A 19,223-nucleotide genomic window follows, 5' to 3' on the forward strand; every position below is an offset into this window, starting at 1 on the left:
CCTTGCAGCGGCGGGGGAGCGGGCGATGAAGCGGGTGCTGCTGAATTATGCCGACGGGGCCTTCACGACGGCGCAGAAATACAACGCCAGGACCGGGCTGGAGTTCGGTGGCTTCGACGAGGTGGCCATGATGGGGCGGCACCATATCGATGCCGCCTTCGCCGCCCGCAACCGGCATATCCTGGAGCAGCCGCGCGGGGCCGGCTATTGGCTGTGGAAGCCCTATTTCATCGACCTGATGCTGCGCAAGAATCTGCAGGACGGGGACATCCTGTTCTACAGCGACAGCGGCGCCCATTTCGTCCACAGCGTCGACCCGGTGATCGAACTCTGCCGCCGGCGGCGCGACCTGCCGGTCCTGCTGTTCACGCTGGAGGACCATCACAGCAATCGCGTCTGGACCAAGCGCGACTGCTTCCATTTCATGGGGCAGGACCAGCCGGCCTTTACCGACGCGCCGCAGATCCTCGCCAGCTTCATCGTTTGTGAGCGCGGGCCGGAAAGCATGGACTTCGTTTCGCAATGGCTGCGCTATGCCCAGGATGCCCGGCTGATCACCGATGCCCCCAACGAATGCGGCCTGCCGAACTATCCGGAGTTCCGCGACCATCGCCACGACCAAAGCATCCTCAGCCTGATCGGCCGCCGCCACGGCGTGACCGCCATTCCCGACATCTCGCAATGGGGGGACGGCCGCCGTCCCGCCGAGATTCCCCGCATCCTGGAACACACGCGCTGGCGCGACTGAGGTCGGCTATGGCAGACAAATGCCGGACCCGTCCCCGTCAACCGCCAGTACCGATCGGCAGCGCATGACCAGCTTCACCCGCGCCGTGGCGGCGGAAAACAGCGGCAACCTGGAGGAGGCGAGGGCCCGCTACCTCGAAGCGCTGGAGGCCGAGCCGCAGAATCCGGCTGCCCTGCACCGGCTGGGCGTGGTGGAGTTGAGGCTGGGCCGCCCGCGCGAGGCGGTGATCCTGTTCCAGAAGTCGCTGGCCATCGCGAAGGATCCGGAGGTCTATCTCGATTTCGGCGCGGCCATGGCCGGCATGGCGCGCTGGGATGCGGCGGCGGCGGTCTATGCGGCGGCGCTGCGGGTCTCCCCTGCGTCGGTCGATGCGCATTACGGTCTGGCGCTGGCCCTGCACCGGCAGGGACGCCCGCAGGATGCCGAGCCCCATTACCGCAAGGTGCTGGCGACCCACTCCCATCTGGGGGAGGTCCACAACAACCTCGGCGTCGCCCTGCAGGACCTGGGTCGCTTCGCAGAGGCCGCCGCCGCCCATCGGGAGGCGGCGCGGCTCGCCCCCGCCGATGCTGCGTCCTGGTCGAAGCTGGGCGTGGCGCTCCACCGCATGGGCCGGGGGGCAGACGCGGAGGCCGCCTTCCGCAAGGCGGTCGGTTTCGCGCCCCTGGATGCGGACAACTGGCACAACCTGACCGGTACGCTCGATGCCGCCGGCCGTCCGGCCGAAGCGCTCGGCGCCGGCCGTCTTGCGGTGGCGCTCGATCCGGCGAGCGCGCGGAACTGGCTGGCGCTCGGCAACGCCGCCCATACGGCGGAACGGCGGGAGGAGGCAAGGCGCGCGGCGTCGGCCGCGGTCCGGCTGGAGCCGTCCGACCCGGCGGCGCGCAACAATCTCGCCAATGCCCTGCGGGAACTCGGCCGCCCGCAGGACGCAGTGGTCCAATACCGCGCGGCGCTGGACCTGCAGCCCGACTTTCCGGTGGCGGAGATCAATCTGGCCCTGCTCCTGTCGAGCCTGCACGATGCGGACGGCGCGCTGGCGGTCCTCAAGGCCCTGCTGATCCGGCAGCCGGCGAACGGCGAGGCTTGGCGGCGGCTGGGCGGCGTGCTGGCGGAGGCCGTCCGCCCCGATGCCGCCGTCGCCGTCCTGCGCAATGCCGTCGCCCTCGACCCCGGCGGATCCGATGCCCATGCCGATCTGGCGATGGCCGCCGCCATGGCCGGCTGGAGCGCGGTGTCGGTGGACGCCTGCCGGCGGGTGCTGCGGCTGGTTCCGGACCATGCCGCGGCCTTGGGTCAGCTCGTCCGTCAGCAGAGGCTTCTGTGCGACTGGCGCGATCTGGACCGGCTGGAGGCGCAACTCCTCCGGCGGGTCCGCGAGGGGGCGGAAGGCGTGTCCCCCTTCGATGTCCTGTCCTGCGCCTCGACCCTGGCCGACCAGCAGTCGGCTGCGGCCCGCTGGGCGGCGGCCAAAGCCCGCGGCGCTGTTCCGGTGGTCTGGCCCGCCGCGGTCGCGCGCGACGGGCGCCTGCGCATCGGCTACCTGTCGGCGGATTTCCGCGAGCATGCGATGGGCCACCTGATGGTCGACGCCCTGGAGACGCATGATCGCTCCCGCTTCGCCGTCACCGCCTATTCGACCGGCATCGACGACGGCAGCGCGCTGCGCCGGCGGTTCGAGCAGGGGATCGAACGCTTCGTCGACCTGCGCCGCCACACCGATGCCGATGCGGCGCTGGCCATCGCGGCGGACGGCATCGACATCCTGGTCGATCTGACCGGCTTCACCACCTTCTCGCGCACCTCGATCCTGGCGGCCCGTCCGGCCCCGGTGCAGGTCAACTGGCTGGGCTATCCGGGAACGCTGGGGGCGGAGTATGTCGACTACATCGTCGCCGACCCCACGGTGATCGCGCCGGGCGAGGAGGGCTTCTTCACCGAGCGGGTGGTGCGGCTACCCGATTGCTACCAGCCCAACGACCGCCGGCGCGCCATCGCCGAGGCCACGCCGACCCGTGCGGACTGCGGGCTGCCGGCCGACGGCTTCGTCTTCTGCTGCTTCAACAGCGCCTACAAGCTGACGCCCGCCCTGTTCGACGGCTGGGCGCGCATCCTGGCGGCGGTGCCCGGCAGCGTGCTGTGGCTTTATGCCGGGGACCCCCGGGTGGTGGCGAACCTGCGCCGCGAAGGCGAAGCCCGCGGTGTGGAACCCCATCGGCTCGTCTTCGCCAAGCCCTTGCCCCATGCCGAGCATCTGGCGCGGCACCGGCTGGCCGACCTGTTCCTCGATACGCTTCCCTACAATGCGCACACCACGGCCAGCGACGCCCTGTGGGCGGGGTTGCCGGTGCTGACACGGCGCGGGACCACCTTCGCCGGGCGCGTGGCGGCCAGCCTGCTGCGGGCGGCCGGTCTGCCCGAACTGGTCGTCGACGGGCAGGAGGCCTATGAGACGGCTGCGGTGGCGCTCGCCCGCGCGCCCGAACGGCTCCATGACCTGCGGCAGCGGCTGGCGCGCAACCGGCCGGTCTGCGCGCTGTTCGACACGCCGCGCTTCACCCGGCATCTGGAGGCGGCCTACCGGGCGATGTGGGAAAATCACCGGGCCGGTGGAACGCCGCGGCCGATAGCGATCTCGGCCGGCGACACCGGCGGCGCAGCATCCGCCATACAGGGAGAAGGGGAAGTCCCATGACGACCGGCGACAGCGCGGGAAAGCGGCTCCACATCGTCGTCCCCTACCGGGATCGCGAAAGCCATCTCCGGCAGTTCGTGCCGTGGGTGAGCGCCTATTTCGACCGGCTGGTCCCGCGGATCGATTATCGGGTGACCATCGTGGAGCAGGAGGCCGGGCTTCCCTTCAACCGGGGCGCCCTGAAGAATGCCGGGTTCCTGCTGGGCGAGGAGCGGACCGACTACACCTGCCTGCACGACGTCGATTACCTGCCGGTCGATGCCGATTATTCCTGGGCCGACTGCCCCACCCCCATCCTGTGGTACGGGGCGGAACAGCGGCCGGTCGCGCCGGGACGGTCGGACCGCACGGTGACGACCAACCTGGAAAGCACGATGGGCGGCGCGCTGCTGATGCCGAACGCGGTCATGCGGCAGGTGGACGGCTATTCCAATGCCTTCTGGGGCTGGGGCTACGAGGATTTCGACTTTTCGCTGCGGATCCGGGCGCGCCGAATCCCCACCGGCCAGCGCAAGGGGCGCTTCCAGCCGCTTGACCACGACAATGACGGCTTCACGCCGGACGCGGCGCCGTCCCCCATCTCCCTGGTCAACCGCCGCGTCTTTCAGGAGCTTTGGTCCACCGGCAAGATCCCGGCCGGCGACGGGCTGTCCACGCTGTCCTTCGACGTGCTGGACCGCCGCCCTTGCGACGGCGCCGTCGCGCAGGCGCAAGGACGCTGGGAAATCGTCCGCGTCCGGTTCAATCATGTCCCCAGGCCCGATCAGGCAGCGGCGGCCGCCGCGCAGGGAGCCTCATGAGACGGCTTGTCATTTTGCCGATGGCGGAATTTAAGATCGCTTCCCGGCAGGCTCGTCGCGCTTGCGGCAAGGAGATCGGTCAATTGGAAACGAGACAAACATGAACGATGCGCCGGTGAACACCTTGCTGCAGAGTTTCCTGAAGGGCGGCGCCACGCTGCTGGCAGCCGGACAGGGGGCGGCGGCTTGGTCCGCGGAATTGCGGTCCGAAGATCATGCCGTAATCGCCGAGGATGCGCCCGGCTCGATCGACGGCTGGTGTGCCCGGTTGGGCCTCCGGCATGTCGACTGGCTGGTGCTGCATCGCAACGGCGGCGCGCTGGCTGCGCTGGAGGGCGCCGCGGAGATGCTGCGCCTTCGCCGCATCGATTTCGTCCAGTTCGACGGGACCGAGGCCGGCGGCGACCTGTCGGCGCTGTATGATCTGCTGCAGGGCAGCCGCTATGCGATGTTCCGGTTCGATGGCCGGACTTTGCAGCACTGCCAGCAACCACCGGCGGACGGCGCGGCTTGCACCCATCTGGCGATGGCTCCGCGCCATTGGCAGCGGCTGTTCACCCGCGACAGGTCAATGCTCCACTATTCGGAGTTGTTTCCGCGCTATGGCATCGTCCCGCGCGGGATCGTCCATATCGGCGCACATGAGGGCGAGGAATATCCCCAGTATGTCGAAGCCGGCTGCCGCCGGGTCCTGTTCGTGGAGGCCGATCCGGACACCTATGCCCGCCTTGCCCCGCGCTTTGCCGCAAATCCGGATGTTACCTGTATCAACCGTGCGGTGTCGGACCGGGCCGGACGGCTTCCCTTTTCGCGGATGAGCGGCAGCCAATCCAGTTCTCTGCTGCCCCCGAAGGAACATCTGGACGTCTATCCCGGTATCACGCTGACCGGCACCATCGAGGTCGATGCAGCCCCGTTGCCCGACCTTCTGGCGGAATTCGGCATCGATGCCGGCGACTACAATGTGCTGGCCATCGACACACAAGGTGCGGAGCGGATGATCCTGGCCGGCTGCGGTCCGCTGCTGGGGCGCTTCGACGCCGTGTCGGTCGAGGTGAATTACGCGGAACTTTACGAGGGCTGCGGACGGATCGCCGACATCGACGACCTGCTGTTCCCGCACGGCTACCAGCGGGTGGAGGAGGTCAGCCCCTTTCATCACAGTTGGGGCGACGCCTTTTACGTTCGCCGCGGCTGACGGAACAGTCTCGGGGGCGGCGCGGTGGCCGCCCCCGGCAACGATCACATGCTCGACTTGCCGCCGTGGGCCGACGACCAGCCGACCGGGTCGTTCAGGAACTTCTCGACCTCCGACAGGGTGTTCTCGTCGAAATAGCGGTTGTCGCGGGCGACCTTCAGCACGTCCCACCAGGTGCACAGCGCGTGCAGACGCACGCCGATGGCATCCATGTTGACCTTCGACTGCGGGAAGATGCCGTAGTGGAAGATCACGAAGGTATCGGTCACCTGGGCGCCGCCGTTGCGCAATGCGGTGACGAAGTTCTCCTTGCTCTTGCCGTCGGTCGCCAGATCCTCGACCAGCAGGACGCGCTGCCCCTCGGTCAGCAGGCCTTCGATCTGGGCGTTGCGGCCGAAGCCCTTGGGCTTCTTGCGCACATACTGCATCGGCAGTTCCAGACGGTCGGCGATCCAGGCGGCGAAGGGAATGCCGGCGGTTTCGCCGCCGGCCACCGCGTCGATGGCCTCATAGCCGATCTCGCGCTCGATCGTGGCGACCGCGAAGTCCATCAGCGCCTTGCGGGCGCGTGGGAAGGACACGATGCGGCGGCAATCGGTGTAGACCGGGCTGGCCCAGCCCGAGGTGAAGATGAAGGGCGTCTCGGCGTTGAAATGCAGCGCCTTGATCTCCAGCAGGATCTTGGCCGCGGTGGCGGCGATGGTGGCCTGATCGGGCAGGGTCGACATGACGGAAGGCTCCGGAAAACGGGATGGCTCGCGCGGTGCCCCCTGTGTAGCGGCGTGATCGCGGAATCGCAACGGCGGGGGGAGTTGCGGACCTGCCGGACGAGGGATTCTGACCGGGGATTCAGGCCGGGGATTCAGACCGGGATGTCGCCGAACACCCGGCCCGCCGGGTCCGCCGGAGTGCCGGCGGCGGCGCTGCCCTTCAGCCAGCGTGCGAACTGGCGGTCGGCCGTGTTGATGTGCAGCATCAGCCATTGCGGCAGGAATTCCGCCACGCTGTTGCGAACCTCCTCGTCCGCCACCTCGCCGGAAGCGAAGGCATGGACGCGGTCCCAGGCGAGCTGGTGCTGGGCGGGGTGGTCGTCGAGGAAGGGATAGCCCGCCTCCTCCATCACCTGCTGTTCGTCGGCGAAATGCGATTCGGTGTAGGCGACGGCGGCGGCGAGGGTCCTGCGCATCTCCTCGGCCGGATGGCCTTCGGTGACGGCACGCTCGAATGCCTGGACCAGGGCGATCCACTCGCGATGCTGCTCGTCGATCGATGCGATGCCCAGGACCAGGTCGTCGCTCCACACGAGGCGGCCGTAATCGACGGTGCCGGCGCTCTCGCTGTCGCTCATGTCGGCACTCTCGCTGTCGCTCATGGAGTTGTCGATCATGACGGGACCCGTGCTGGTCGGAGGTGCATCCGGCGGATGGCGCGCGCAGGACGTGCGGCGGCCGGAAACTCCTAGATTTCCCGGCCGCCGGCCGCAAGCATCGGCGATGCTACCTATTGCCGCGTCCCTGCTTCATGCCCGCGGTTCGTCTGACTGAACTCAGACGGCGCCGCGGACGCTGCCCAGGAAGCGGTCCACCTGACTGCGCAGCAACTCCGCCTGCTTCGACAGCTCGCCGGAGGAGGAAAGCAGGCGCGAGGCCCCGCTTCCGGTCTCCGACGCCGCCTGCAGGACGCCGCCGATGGACGAGGACACCTCGTTGGTGCCGGCCGCCGCCTGCTGGACGTTGCGGGCGATCTCCATGGTTGCGGCGTTCTGGCCGTCGACCGCCTGGGCGATGGTGCCGACGATGTCGTTCACCTCGCCGATCGTCGCGGCGATGCTCTGGATCGCCTGCACGGCGTCGGCGGTCGCCGTCTGGATTTCCTGGATCTGCTGCGAGATGTCGCCGGTCGCCTTGGCGGTCTGGTTGGCGAGGCTCTTCACTTCGCTCGCCACCACGGCAAAGCCCTTGCCCGCTTCACCGGCGCGGGCGGCCTCGATGGTGGCGTTCAGCGCCAGCAGGTTGGTTTGTCCGGCGATGGAACTGATCAGGTTCACCACGTCGCCGATCTGGTTCGCCTTGGCGGACAGGCCGTCGACGATGCGGTTGGTGCCGTCCGCCTGGTCGGCCGCGTGCCTGGCCTTGCGGCTGCTCTCGCCGATCCGCCGTCCGATCTCGGCAATGGAGGCCGCCAGTTCCTCTGCGGCGGCGGCGACGGTCTGGACATTGACCGATGCCTGTTCGGACGCGGCGGCGACGGTGGTCGCCTGGGTCTCGGTATGGTCGGCGGTGGTCGCCAGCGACCGCGCCAGCGTCCGCACCTCGGTCGAGGAGGTGGAAACGCTGTCGACCACGCCCTTCACCTCGCTCTCGAACCGATCGGCCAGCGCCGCCATCTCGGCCCGCTTGCGCTCCTCGGCGGCGTGCTCGGCCTCGGCCTGGCGGCGGCGGAAGGCGTCGGCCTCCACCGCATTGGCCTTGAACACCTCGACGGCACCGGTGATCAGTCCGATCTCGTCCCGGGACTCGGAGGTCGGCACGGCCACGGTCAGGTCGCCCTTCGCCAGAGTCAGCATCGCGTCGGTCAGCCGGCGCAGCGGACGCAGGGCCGCCACCGTCCACAGCCCGAAGCCGGCGGCCAGCAGCAGGGCGGCGCCGCAGAGAGACAGCATCAGCGTCTGGAAGCCGCTGGCGACCTCGCGCGTGCGGGCGGCGATCTGCTGGTTCTTGTGTTCCTGCAGGTCGATGAAGGCGTTGATGCGCTTCAGCCATTCGTTGAAGGCCGGGCGGGCGTCCTGCATCAGCGCCTTCTGCGCGCCGGCCATGTCGTTGGCCTTGCGGGCGGCGACGACAGCCTTGAGCGCCGGCAGGGTCTTCGCCTCGATTTCCTTGATGCCGGCAAGCAGGGACCGCTCTTCCGGCTCGATGTCGGCCATGCTCGCGAACATGGCGTCGAGAGGCTTGGCGGATTGCTCGTAGAAGGCGGCAAGCCGGTCGATGTCGGCGAGCGCTGCGGACAGGGTCGTCGGTTCGGTGGCCAGCACCACGTCGCGCAACGCGATGGCGCGGTCATGCACGCTGCCGCGGAAGTTGATGGCGTAGCGCTGCTTGACGCTGTTCACCTCGTTGATCCGGGTGAGGTCGGAGTCGATCTTCCGCACCTCGCGGATGCCGATGACGGTCAGGCTCATCAGGAGAAGAAGCACCACGCCGAAGCCGAGGAACAGCCGCGTGCGGATGGTGGCGTGCCGGGAAAGGAACATGGCGGCGCATCCCGTCGAATATGGCCCGATGGGCAAGGAGCTTACCCTACCCCGAAAGAGATTACACTTTCGGTAGGCAGGAGATGTGGCGCGGAGCGCGCTTGGCAAGCCTGCGGCCGACATATTGCCGGCAGGGGGCGGGTTGCGGATCGGTGCGGGGGCCGCAATATGCGGCGGGCCAGCAACCGTTCGGGAGTTTCCGTCTTGGATCCGTCGATGCCGCCCTCATCCTCGCCCGCCCGGTCGCCGCGACGGCTCCGTTCCCCATCCGCCGGTCTGGTTCTGGCGCTGCTGCCCGCCCTTCTGGCGCCGCTCGCTCCCGCTTCCGCCCCCGCTTCCGCCCCCGCTCAGGACAAGGCGCAGGACAGGACGGAAGCGGCGGATGCCGCCAAGCCGGGTGATCGGGTGGAGGACCGCAAGCCTGCGGATCACAAGCCCGAGGACCGCAAGCCGGACGATCTCCAAGGCTTCGATCCGCAGCGCAGCGTGACCCGGCACAGCCTGCCGCTCCCGGGAGGGGCGCTGGCCTACAGCGCGACGGCGGAGTTCCTGCCGCTGCGCGACGGCGCCAGGGAGGAACTGGCTGCCCGCATCTTCACGGTGTCCTACACCGCCGATCCGAAAAGCCCGGCCGATGGGCCGCGGCCGGTCACCTTCGTGTTCAACGGCGGGCCGGGCGCCGCGTCGGCCTACATGCACCTGGGCGCGGCGGGACCCAAGGTGGTCGCCTTCGGGCCCGACGGCACCCTGCCGCCGCCGCCCGCCGCGCTCGTCGACAATCCCGACAGCTGGCTGGCCTTCACCGATCTGGTCTTCGTCGATCCGGTCGGGACGGGCTTCAGCCGGGCCGTGAAGCCCGACGAGACGGAGAAGCGCTTCTGGTCGGTGGATGGCGATGCGCGGGCGATGGCCGAGATCGTCCGGCTGTGGCTGACCCGGCAGGGACGCTGGTCGTCCCCCACCTTCCTGGCCGGGGAGAGCTATGGCGGTTTCCGCATCGCCAAGATGGCCGACGAACTGATCGATCAGGTCGGGCTTGCGGTGAACGGGCTGATCCTGGTCTCGCCCGTCGTCGATTTCGCCGCCATCGACGAGGACGGCATCCTCGGCCCGGCCTGGAAACTGCCGTCCATGGCCGCCGCAGCCGCCGCGCTGGGGCGCAGGCCGGGTACGCCGGAGCAGGCGGCCGAAGCGGCGGAGCGTTTCGCGCTCGGTCCCTATCTCGCCGGGCTGGCAGGGCTGGACTATGGCCGGCTCGATGCGGGGCAGGACGTCTTCGCCGAGGTGGCGCGCATCACCGGCCTGCCGGTGGAGATCGTGCGGCGCCAGCGCGGGCGCGTGCCGATGGGCATCTTCACGCGTGAGCTTCTGCGCGACCAGGGGCGCATCCTCAGCATCTATGACGGCACCTTCACTGCGGCCGATCCCGATCCGGGAGCGGCCCGCATTCCGTTCGATCCCTTCCTGAAGGGGACGGTGCCGACCTACACGACGGCATTCGCCGCCTACGCCCATGACGCTCTGGGGGTGCGGACCGACGCGCCCTACCGGCTGCTGAGCGACCGGGTCAACCGGAACTGGGAATGGCCGCGGATGTCGGTGCCGAGCGCCGTCGACGCGCTGCAGACGGCGCTGACCCTGCAGCCGGCGCTGCGGGTGCTGATCGTCCATGGCCGTACCGACCTGATCACCCCCTACATGGCCTCGCGCTGGGTGGCGTCCAGGCTGGAGTTGCCGGCGGGCGAGCGCGACCGGGTGGCGGTGACGGTGCATCCGGGCGGGCACATGATGTACACGCGCGCGGAGGGCCGCGCCGCGCTTGCCGCCGATGCGCGCGCCCTGGTCGGGGAGGCCCTGCGCAGGCGCTGACGAGGCGTTTTGGAATGGCCGGAGAGGAGGAATCGAAAAGGGGCGCCCCGGCGGGAGCGCCCCTTTTCGTGTGTCAGTCCCTGGTCCGGCTTAGAACAGGCGCAGGATCGACTGCTGCGACTGGTTGGCCAGCGAGAGGGCGATGGTGCCGAGCTGCTGACGGGTCTGCAGCATCAGCAGGCTGGCGCCTTCCTCGTTCTGGTCGGCCAGCGTCAGCTTGCTGGCGCCTTCCGTCAGCACGTCGCTGAACTCCTTGGTGAAGCTCTCGCGGGTCGTGATGATGTTCAGGTTGGTCGACAGCGACTGCGACGCGGAGCGGATCGTCGCCTTGGCGTTGTCCAGGCCGGCAACCGCCTTGTCGATGTCGGCGCGGTCCATCCAGTCGTTCTGCGCGCCATCCATCCGCAGACCCTGGCCGCTGGTCGACAGGTTCACCGCGTTCACGGTGATCGAGTTGGTGTTGCGCTCGTTCAGCTGGACCGTGATGTCGTTCGACGTGGTGGCATCGGAGATCTGCTTGGTGACGATGTTGGCCGAGCAGTTGGCCGACGCCGCCTGCTGGATGGTCGTGGCATCGATGCCCAGCCGCACCGTGCCGGTGTCGAAGGTGAAGGACTGCTCGCCGCCGCTCAGCTTGCCGTCGCCGCGGTCGCTCATGCCATCGCGGGTGACCTGGGCGCCGTTGGAGTTGGTCACCTGGATCTGCAGGTCGACCTTCTTCTCGATGGTCGAGATGCCGTTGCCCTGGTTGTTCGACGCTTCCAGCAGCTTGCGGTCGACGGTGAAGGTCACCACCGTGCCCGACGCGAAGCTTTCCGAGATCTTCTTGGTCAGCGCGTTGGTCGTGCTGGCGGTCACGGTGAAGTCGCGGACCTCGCCGGCCGTGGCCGCACCGGTCAGGACGATCGTGCCGCTGGTGCCCACGCTGGCGGTGGCAACGTCCTTGCCCTGCAGGCGTCCGCCGGAGATCGCGCTGCTGATCGAAGCCGCCAGCTGGTTCGCGACGTTCGTGCTCGCGGTCTGGCCCATGGCGACGTCGCCGGCGGTCGCGGTGTAGCTGAAGGTCTGGCCTTCGACCGTGATGCTGAAGATGTCGCCTTCTTCGACGGTGCCCTTGACGTTCACACCCGATGTCTGCGGGTTGCCAGCCGTGGCGGGCGTCGCCAGGTTGGTCGTCATCGTCTGCGTGTTGTCGAAGTAGGAGATCGTGCGGCTTTCGTTGCCGTCCGACACGATGAAGTCGCGGGTGCGGCCGTTGGCGCCGCGGACTTCGATCTGGACGTCGGAGAAGCTGCCCAGCGTGCTGGACATCGTGCCCGACAGCTTCAGGCCGGTCAGGCCATGGGCGTTCTCGGCCTTGGAGATGTCGGCGGTCTTGCCCTCCACCGAGCCGTCGCCCTTGATGCGGATCGAATAGGTGTCGGGGGCGATGACGTTGGTGACGCGGGCGTTGTCGACGCCGGTGATGGTGTTGACGGCGGCACGGGACTCGCTGGTGCTGTCCATGCTCATGCCGTTGCCGTTGATCAGGTTCTTGCCCTGGTAACCGCTGTCGGCGGCCAGCTTGTCGATCTGGTCCTTCAGCGTGTTGAACTGGGCGGCCAGCGACTTGCGGGTGGCCACGGAGGCGGCGTCGGTGCCCAGCGCGGCGTAGGCGGCGGTGGTCAGGCCCTTGGCCTGGTCGACCAGCGAGTCGATCGAGGTCAGGCCCTTGTCGGCGGCCTGGATGGTGCTGATCGACTGGCCCATCGCGTCCTTCAGCGACGACAGGTCGCCGGCACGCTGGTTCAGGCCCTTGGCGGCGAAGAAGGAGGTGGGACCATCCAGAGCCGAGTTGATCTTGTTGCCCGTCGACAGGATGTTCTGCTTCTTGTCGATACCGGCCTGCGTGCTCTGGAGCTGCAGCAGGTTGGTGCGCATCGAGGCGGTCAGGGTCACATTACCGGCCATGGTCCTAGTCTCCTTCTGAGGCTGTCCTCGCCCTTGGTCATTTGACCGGCGAGGCAACGTGCGTTTTCCTGACACCACTATTTCAAGCGCCGTGCCAACTGCAGTGGTGTGCCATAAGTCACTGATTTCCCTATGGAATAAAAATAGGTCGGCAAAAAGGGCAGGGTTGGGGCGAGCCCGGCCGGCGGCAGGCCCGAAAAAGATTCCCGGAATCTTTTGCCGGTGACGGACGGTTCTGCCGATGTGGGCGGCGGTAAGAATCTTCCCACTGCCTTGCCGGCGCGGCTATGGTCTGGCTCCAAACCGCGTCCCAAACATCGAACGCATGGCCCCGACGCGGGCCACAGCAGGGAAGGGAGAAGCATCATGACCGGTCGGATCGACGCGCGCCTGGCGGAACTGGGCATCGAACTGCCGCAGGCCGCGGCCCCGGTGGCGGCCTATGTGCCCTACACCCGTTCGGGCAACACCCTATACATCTCGGGCCAGGTCACGGTCTGGAACGGCGAGCGCAAGTTCGTCGGCAAGGTCGGCCAGGACTTCACGGTGGAGCAGGGCAAGGAAGCGGCGCGCCTGTGCGCGCTGAACATCCTGGCCCAGGCCAAGGCCGCGCTGGGCGGCGACCTGGACCGCGTCACCCGCGTGCTGCGGCTGGGCGGCTTCGTCAACTCCGGCCCGGACTTCCACGATCATCCGCTGGTGATCAACGGCGCGTCGGAGCTGATGCGCGACGTCTTCGGCGAGCCGGGGCAGCATGCCCGCGCCGCGGTCGGCGCCCCGTCGCTGCCCGGCAACGTCGCGGTCGAGGTCGACGCCATCCTGGAAGTGGCCTGACCCGCGTCCCGGCGGTGCGGGCGCCTTGCCGCAAAGCGGCATGAGGCTTACCTCCTTGCCATGGTTCAAGGAGACGCATGCATGCCCGACGGCAACGATGCCATCACCGTCAAGGTTCTGACCGGGATCGGCGAGGCGGACCAGCAGGGCTGGGACGCCTGCGCCGGTCCCGGCAACCCGTTCCTGTCCCACGCCTTCCTCCTGGCTCTGGAGGAATCGGGATCGGCGGCCGGGAAGTCCGGCTGGCAGCCCAGCCATCTCGCCGCCTATGACGGCTCCGGCCGGATGGTGGGCGCGGTGCCCGCCTATCTGAAAAGCCATTCCTACGGCGAATATGTCTTCGACCATGCCTGGGCCAACGCCTATGAGCGGGCGGGCGGCAGCTATTACCCCAAGCTGCAGGTGGCGGTGCCCTTCACGCCGGTGCCGGGGCCGCGCCTGCTGGTGGCGCCGGGACCTCAGGCGGATGCCGTCGCCGACGCGTTGATTTCGGCGCTGGAGCAGGTGGCGGAACGCTACGGCGTCTCCTCCGCCCATGTCACCTTCCCGGAGCGCGCGGACTGGGACCGGCTGGGCAGGGCCGGCTGGCTTCAGCGGACCGGCGTGCAGTACCACTGGCACAACCGCGGCTATGGCAGCTTCGACGAATTCCTGGAGGCGCTGAACTCCCGCAAGCGCAAGGCGATCCGCAAGGAGAGGCGCGAGGTCGCCGACAGCAGCGTCCGCCTGCACACCCTGACCGGCGACGAGCTGAAGCCGGAGCATTGGGACGCCTTCCACCGCTTTTATATGGACACCACCGACCGCAAATGGGGTGGTGGCTATCTCAACCGCCGTTTCTTCCAGCTGCTGGGCGAGACGATGGCCGACCGGGTGGTTCTGGTGATGTGCGAGGATGGCGGGGAGTGGGTGGCGGGGGCGCTGAACCTGCTGGGAGACGTTGCGCTGTACGGCCGCAATTGGGGCTCGGACGGCCGCTACCGCTTCCTGCACTTCGAGGCGTGCTACTACCGCGCGCTGGATTTCGCCATCGAACGCGGGCTGGCGCGGGTCGAAGCGGGTGCGCAGGGCGAACACAAGATCCAGCGCGGCTATTTGCCGGTGCCGACCTACAGCGCCCATTGGATCGCCGACCCCGGCTTCCGCCGCGCCGTGGACCGCTATCTGGCACAGGAGCGCCCGGCGGTGGAGGCGGAGATCGAGGCGCTGGGCGACGAGCTGTCGCCCTACCGGCGGGAGGGCTGAGCGCTACACCCAGCCGGCCAGCACCGCTGCGGCATCGCTCTCCCGCAAGGGGGCGCGTTCCGGCGGCGGGGCGCCGTCGACGCGCAGGCCCATCAGCGTTTCCACCAGCGGTTCCGGCCCCTCCGTGACGCGGACCTGCCCACGCGCGGCGACATGCGGGTGGGCGGGCACCTCCGCCAGTTCGGGCAACGCCTCGAAACAGCAGTCGACAGGATCGAGCAGGGCCTTCCACTCCGCCAGCGTCCTCGTCGCGAACAGGGCCTCCAGCTCCGCCGTCAGGGCGGTCTGGGGCAGCGGGTCGTCCTGGCGGGCGATCCAGTCGGGGCGGCCGACCGCCTCGCAGAAGCCTTGCCAAAACTTGGCCTCCAGCGCCGACAGGGTGGCGAAGCGTCCGTCGGCGGTGCGATAGATGCGGTAGCAGGCGGCGCCGCCCGACAGCAGCGCCTCGGCGCGCTTCGGCATGGTGCCGCGCGCCGCCGCGGTCAGGCTCATGCCCTGCCAGCCCAGCACCGATTCCATGATCGACAGGTCGAGGAAGCAGCCCTGTCCCGATCGCTCCCGCCCGAACAGCGCGCCGGCCACCGCCAGCGCCGTCTGCTGGGCCGAGGCGAAATCGGCCACCGGCAGATAGCTGATGACCGGCCGGTCCGGCAGCCCGGAGGCATCGAGCCCGCCGCCGACCGCCATGTAGTTCAGGTCGTGCCCGGCCCGCGTGGCGTAGGGGCCGTCATAGCCCCAGCCCGACAGGCTGGCATGCACAAGCCGCGGATTGATCTGCCGCAGCCGCTCTCGCCCCAGCCCCAGCTTGTCCATCACGCCCGGCCGATAGCTCTCGATCAGTGCATCGGCCTTCGCCAGCAGGTCTTCGAGCGCCTTGCGCCCCTCCGCCAACTTCAGGTCGAGGCGGATGACGGTCTTGCCGGCGTTCAGCAGCTTGTAGGCGGCGGTGGTGCCGTCGCTGTCCGTGGGACCCAGCCGGCGCAGCGGATCACCCGCCGGCGGCTCCACCTTCACCACCGTGGCGCCCAGATCGCCCAGCAGCTGGGCCGCATGCGGCCCCGGCAGATACTGGCCGAGGTCGATGACGCGCAGTCCGGTCAGGAAGGGCAGGGGCATGGCGGTGCTCGCTCTTGGTTGGTGGTAGGGTGTCGGCTGGCGATTGCCCCCACCTAACCTCCCCCGCTGGGCGGGGGAGGGACTGCCGCCGTACGCCGACAAAGTTCCGATCCCTCCCCCGCTCAGCGGGGAAGGATAGGTGGGGGCCTAACTTCCGCCTCTAGAGTAACTCACCCCCCCGTAACGCTCATATGCCGCCCGACGGCCGGACCCTGGTGGCGGCGGTCGATGATGAAGTCGTGGCCCTTGGGCTTGCGGGTGATGGCCTCGCGCACCGCGTCGATCAGCGGGCCGTCTTCGTCGCTGACGCGCAGCGGCGTGCGCAGGTCGGCGGCGTCCTCCTGGCCCAGGCACATGTACAGCGTGCCGGTGCAGGTCAGCCGCACGCGGTTGCAGCTTTCGCAGAAGTTATGGGTCAGCGGCGTGATGAAGCCGACACGCTGCCCGGTCTCCTCCACCCGCACATAGCGGGCGGGGCCGCCGGTGCGGTGATCGCTCTCGGTCAGCGTCCAGCGCTTCTGCAGTTCCGCCTTCAGCATGGTCAGCGGCCAATACTGGTCCATGCGGGCGCCCTCGCCGATGTCGCCCATCGGCATGACCTCGATGAAGGTCAGGTCGAAGCCCTGCTCGCCGCACCAGGCGACCATGCGGTGGACCTCGTCGTCGTTCACGCCCTTCAGCGCCACCGTGTTGATCTTGATCTTCAGCCCGGCGTCCTTGGCCGCCTGGATGCCGCCCAGGATCTTGTCCAGCTTGCCCCAGCGGGTGATGGCCTGGAACTTGTGCGGGTCGAGCGTGTCCAGCGACACGTTGATGCGACGCACGCCGGCCTCGTACAGCCCGGCGGCATGCTTGAACAGCATGGTGCCGTTGGTGGTCAGCGTCAGCTCGTCGAGGTCGCCCGACTCGATGTGGCGGCCGAGCGAGCGGATCAGCCGCATCACGTCGCGCCGGACCAGCGGCTCGCCGCCGGTCAGCCGCAGCTTGCGCGTGCCCAGCTTCACGAAGGCGCTGCACAGCCGGTCCAGCTCCTCCAGCGTCAGCACCTCCGCCTTGGGCAGGAAGCTCATGTCCTCCGCCATGCAATAGACGCAGCGAAGGTCGCAGCGGTCGGTCACCGACACGCGCAGATACTCCACCTTCCGGCCGAACGGGTCGATCAGCGGAGCGGTGGCGGCTGACGGCAAGGCTTCGGACACTGGCTCTATCATCGGTGGACTCCACGGGCGGCCGCTGGCGGGCCGCCACAGTATATGTTCGCTACACATACGATGTGCAACGATCGCGGGAGCGTATTCCACATCACGGTATGCCGACTTTGACGGTGATCAAGAGTTCGCGGCGTCACATCAGCTTTTGTCGCACTGCCGCCAGTTGTGCTTCCCTCTGCGCCTCTTCGCGTTCGCGCAGGTCGTCGTCGGTGGTGCGGGGCACCGGCGGCCGGCCCAGGGCGAAGGGCTCGTCGCTGCGCTCGAACTGGTCGCGGACGCGGCAGTCCTCGCACATGCGGATGCGGTTGGCGGCCTCCGGAGTCGCGAACATCGAGTGCTTGCCCGCCAGCGTCGCCACGATCTTCTCGATCGCCGACTTGGCAGCGAAAGGCTTGCCGCAGGACACGCAGCAGAAGGGCTCCTCCTCCTTGATCACCGTCGCGCCGCGCGCCTGATCGCGGAAATCGATCTCCGGCACCAGGGAGATGACCTTCTCCGGGCAGGTGGTCTTGCACAGGCCGCACTGCACGCAGGCGTCCTGGGCGAAGGACAGCGTCGGCTTGTCGGGATTGTCGAGCAGCGCCCCGGTGGGGCAGGCGCCGACGCAGGACAGGCAGAGCGTGCAGCCCTCGACATTCACCGACACCCGGCCGAAGGGGGCGCCCGGCGGCAGCGGCAGCACCTCCACCGGAGCGGGGGCCACCTTGTGCAGGTGGCGCAGCGCCAGCATCGTCACCGTGCGCTTCGGCCCCATCGGCAGGAACATGCCGGCCTCGACCGGGTCCACCGGCAGGGCCCACAGCTCGTCCGCCACCGCGTCGGGGTCGGCGGCGTCGATCACCGCCACCCGGCCGGAGCCGTAGCCGAGACCGCTGAAGGCGGCCTCCGCCAGCCCGACCTGCGAGGCCAGCCCGGCGGTCTCCCCCTCGTTCTCCGGCCCGGTCAGGACGCGGACATGGGTGCAGCCATAGGAGAGGGCCAGGGCGAACAGGTCGATGCCGACCTGCGTCACCTCGTGCAGGGCGAAGGGCAGCACGCGGGCCGGCAGGCCGCGGCCGTGCCGGGACATCATGCCGACCAGTTCGTCGCCATGGCGCGGGTCGTGGATCAGCAGGGCGGGGGCGACGCCACCGGCCTTCCGGTAGGTGGTCAGCAGCGTGCGCAGCCGCTCATACACGGTGGTGGCGGGCGGCAGGGCGTAGGTGGCCGCCCCGGTCGGGCAGACCGCGGCGCAGGACCCGCAGCCCGCGCAGACATGCGGGTCGATCGCCACATGGTCGCCGTTGGGCGTGACCGCGCCGGTCGGGCAGACGTCCAGGCAGCGGGTGCAGCCGGTCTTGCGGCTGCGCGAATGGGCGCAGAGATCGGCCTTGAAGTCGACGAAGCGCGGCTTCTCGAACTCGCCGACCAGATCGGCGATCTCCAGCAGCGCGTTGGCCACCTGGACCGGGCTTTCGGGATCGGGGCGGATGTAGCCGTCGCGGCGCTTGTGGTCGGGGAACAGCGGCGTGCCGCCGGTGAGGTCGAGGATCAGGTCGCAGCGGGCCGACGCCCCCTGCCGCACCGGCTCGAACCCCAGCGTCCCGCGCGAGGAGGGCAATGCCGGGGCATAGTCGTCCACCACGATCTCGAAGGCGCCGACCCAGCCGCGCCCGCTGCGGATGCGGCCGCGGAAGACCGCGACGTCCATCACCTGCGGCGGCGCGATGTCCTTGGGGTTGGCCAGCAGGACGGTGACGTCCAGGTGCTTCGCCAACTGCCGCCCGGCCTCGATGGCGCGCTCGTCGGTGCCGTAGACCAGGCAGGTGCCCTGAGAGGTCAGGGTCAGGGCGCCGGTGGGCGGGATCGGCAAGGCGGCCTCGGCCAGCAGCGCCGCGATCTTCGGCAGGGCCTCCGCGCCCTCGTCAGACCACCCGGCGCGCTCGCGGATGTTGGTGAAGGTCAGGGCGGTGTCCGGCGCCACCTCCGCCGCGATCTCGCTGAACAGCGGTGCTTCCTGCGTGCAGGCGACCAGCAGCGGCTGGCCGTTGGCGACCGCCTTCTCGAAGCGGTCGAGTTGCGCCCGGCACAGCTGGGTATGCACGGTGACGGCGCTGCCGTCGCCGCATGCCTTGCCCAGCGCCGCCCCGTCCAGCGCGATGCTGTGCGCGCAGTCGCAGACGAGCACCGTCCGATCGCCGATCTTCATCGTCCCAAAAACTCCTGTCGCTTGGGGCTGACGCCCCTGGCCTGCCGACACTCATATGGGGGAATGCGGCGCGATGGGAACGGGAATCTTATCGGGATCGGGTTGTCACTGATTGC

General features: G+C 68.9%; 14 protein-coding genes. 7 read left to right on the top strand and 7 right to left on the bottom strand.

Going from position 1 to position 19,223, the window contains the following annotated elements:
• The first annotated feature begins 25 nt into the window (after positions 1 to 25).
• From ACWPKK_RS02570 to ACWPKK_RS02585, 4 genes are all read left to right on the top strand, one after another.
• Positions 26 to 748 carry a hypothetical protein gene (locus tag ACWPKK_RS02570; RefSeq protein WP_452000843.1) on the top strand — a complete coding sequence of 241 codons (723 nt, stop codon included), beginning with the start codon at positions 26 to 28 and terminating at the stop codon, positions 746 to 748.
• Between the two features lie 64 nt (positions 749 to 812).
• Positions 813 to 3,443, top strand: coding sequence for a tetratricopeptide repeat protein (locus ACWPKK_RS02575; RefSeq protein ID WP_452000844.1), 2,631 nt, complete (start codon positions 813 to 815; stop codon positions 3,441 to 3,443).
• A complete protein-coding gene (locus ACWPKK_RS02580) occupies positions 3,440 to 4,243 on the top strand; it encodes a galactosyltransferase-related protein (protein ID WP_452000846.1) in 804 nt (267 codons plus the stop codon). The genes ACWPKK_RS02575 and ACWPKK_RS02580 overlap by 4 nt, the downstream gene beginning before the upstream one ends.
• Positions 4,244 to 4,343: 100 nt before the next feature.
• Positions 4,344 to 5,441 carry an FkbM family methyltransferase gene (locus ACWPKK_RS02585; RefSeq protein ID WP_452000848.1) on the top strand — a complete coding sequence of 366 codons (1,098 nt, stop codon included), beginning with the start codon at positions 4,344 to 4,346 and terminating at the stop codon, positions 5,439 to 5,441.
• 44 nt (positions 5,442 to 5,485) lie between these two features.
• Here ACWPKK_RS02585 and ACWPKK_RS02590 read toward each other — a convergent pair whose 3' ends face one another.
• The 3 genes from ACWPKK_RS02590 to ACWPKK_RS02600 all read right to left on the bottom strand — a co-directional run bounded on the left by ACWPKK_RS02590 (position 5,486) and on the right by ACWPKK_RS02600 (position 8,694).
• A complete protein-coding gene (locus ACWPKK_RS02590; protein WP_014247028.1) occupies positions 5,486 to 6,169 on the bottom strand; it encodes an orotate phosphoribosyltransferase in 684 nt (227 codons plus the stop codon).
• Positions 6,170 to 6,303: 134 nt separating this feature from the next.
• Positions 6,304 to 6,828, bottom strand: coding sequence for a bacteriohemerythrin (locus ACWPKK_RS02595; RefSeq protein WP_452000850.1), 525 nt, complete (start codon positions 6,826 to 6,828; stop codon positions 6,304 to 6,306).
• A 159-nt stretch (positions 6,829 to 6,987) separates the two neighbouring features.
• Positions 6,988 to 8,694: a methyl-accepting chemotaxis protein gene (locus ACWPKK_RS02600; protein ID WP_452000852.1), complete on the bottom strand. Its 1,707-nt coding sequence runs from the start codon at positions 8,692 to 8,694 to the stop codon at positions 6,988 to 6,990.
• A gap of 216 nt (positions 8,695 to 8,910) precedes the next feature.
• Between ACWPKK_RS02600 and ACWPKK_RS02605 the strand changes: the two genes are divergently transcribed.
• Positions 8,911 to 10,563 carry a S10 family peptidase gene (locus ACWPKK_RS02605; protein WP_452000854.1) on the top strand — a complete coding sequence of 551 codons (1,653 nt, stop codon included), beginning with the start codon at positions 8,911 to 8,913 and terminating at the stop codon, positions 10,561 to 10,563.
• A 90-nt stretch (positions 10,564 to 10,653) separates the two neighbouring features.
• Here the strand turns inward: ACWPKK_RS02605 and ACWPKK_RS02610 are convergent, their stop codons facing one another.
• Positions 10,654 to 12,513: a flagellin N-terminal helical domain-containing protein gene (locus ACWPKK_RS02610; RefSeq protein ID WP_452000856.1), complete on the bottom strand. Its 1,860-nt coding sequence runs from the start codon at positions 12,511 to 12,513 to the stop codon at positions 10,654 to 10,656.
• A gap of 366 nt (positions 12,514 to 12,879) precedes the next feature.
• Here ACWPKK_RS02610 and ACWPKK_RS02615 point away from each other — a divergent pair, with 366 nt between their 5' ends.
• The gene (locus tag ACWPKK_RS02615) at positions 12,880 to 13,347 is read left to right on the top strand and encodes a RidA family protein (protein WP_324869541.1); all 468 of its coding nucleotides are present in this window, start codon (positions 12,880 to 12,882) and stop codon (positions 13,345 to 13,347) included.
• Positions 13,348 to 13,428: 81 nt separating this feature from the next.
• Positions 13,429 to 14,592 carry a GNAT family N-acetyltransferase gene (locus tag ACWPKK_RS02620; RefSeq protein ID WP_452000858.1) on the top strand — a complete coding sequence of 388 codons (1,164 nt, stop codon included), beginning with the start codon at positions 13,429 to 13,431 and terminating at the stop codon, positions 14,590 to 14,592.
• Between the two features lie 3 nt (positions 14,593 to 14,595).
• On the opposite strand, the gene ACWPKK_RS02625 is transcribed toward ACWPKK_RS02620, so the two are convergent.
• From ACWPKK_RS02625 to ACWPKK_RS02635, 3 genes are all read right to left on the bottom strand, one after another.
• A complete protein-coding gene (locus ACWPKK_RS02625) occupies positions 14,596 to 15,708 on the bottom strand; it encodes a CaiB/BaiF CoA transferase family protein (RefSeq protein WP_452000860.1) in 1,113 nt (370 codons plus the stop codon).
• Positions 15,709 to 15,878: 170 nt separating this feature from the next.
• The gene (moaA, locus tag ACWPKK_RS02630) at positions 15,879 to 16,919 is read right to left on the bottom strand and encodes a GTP 3',8-cyclase MoaA (protein WP_324869544.1); all 1,041 of its coding nucleotides are present in this window, start codon (positions 16,917 to 16,919) and stop codon (positions 15,879 to 15,881) included.
• A gap of 133 nt (positions 16,920 to 17,052) precedes the next feature.
• A complete protein-coding gene (locus ACWPKK_RS02635) occupies positions 17,053 to 19,107 on the bottom strand; it encodes a 4Fe-4S dicluster domain-containing protein (protein ID WP_452000862.1) in 2,055 nt (684 codons plus the stop codon).
• Between the last annotated feature and the right edge of the window lie 116 nt (positions 19,108 to 19,223).

The organism is Azospirillum largimobile (assembly GCF_977007025.2).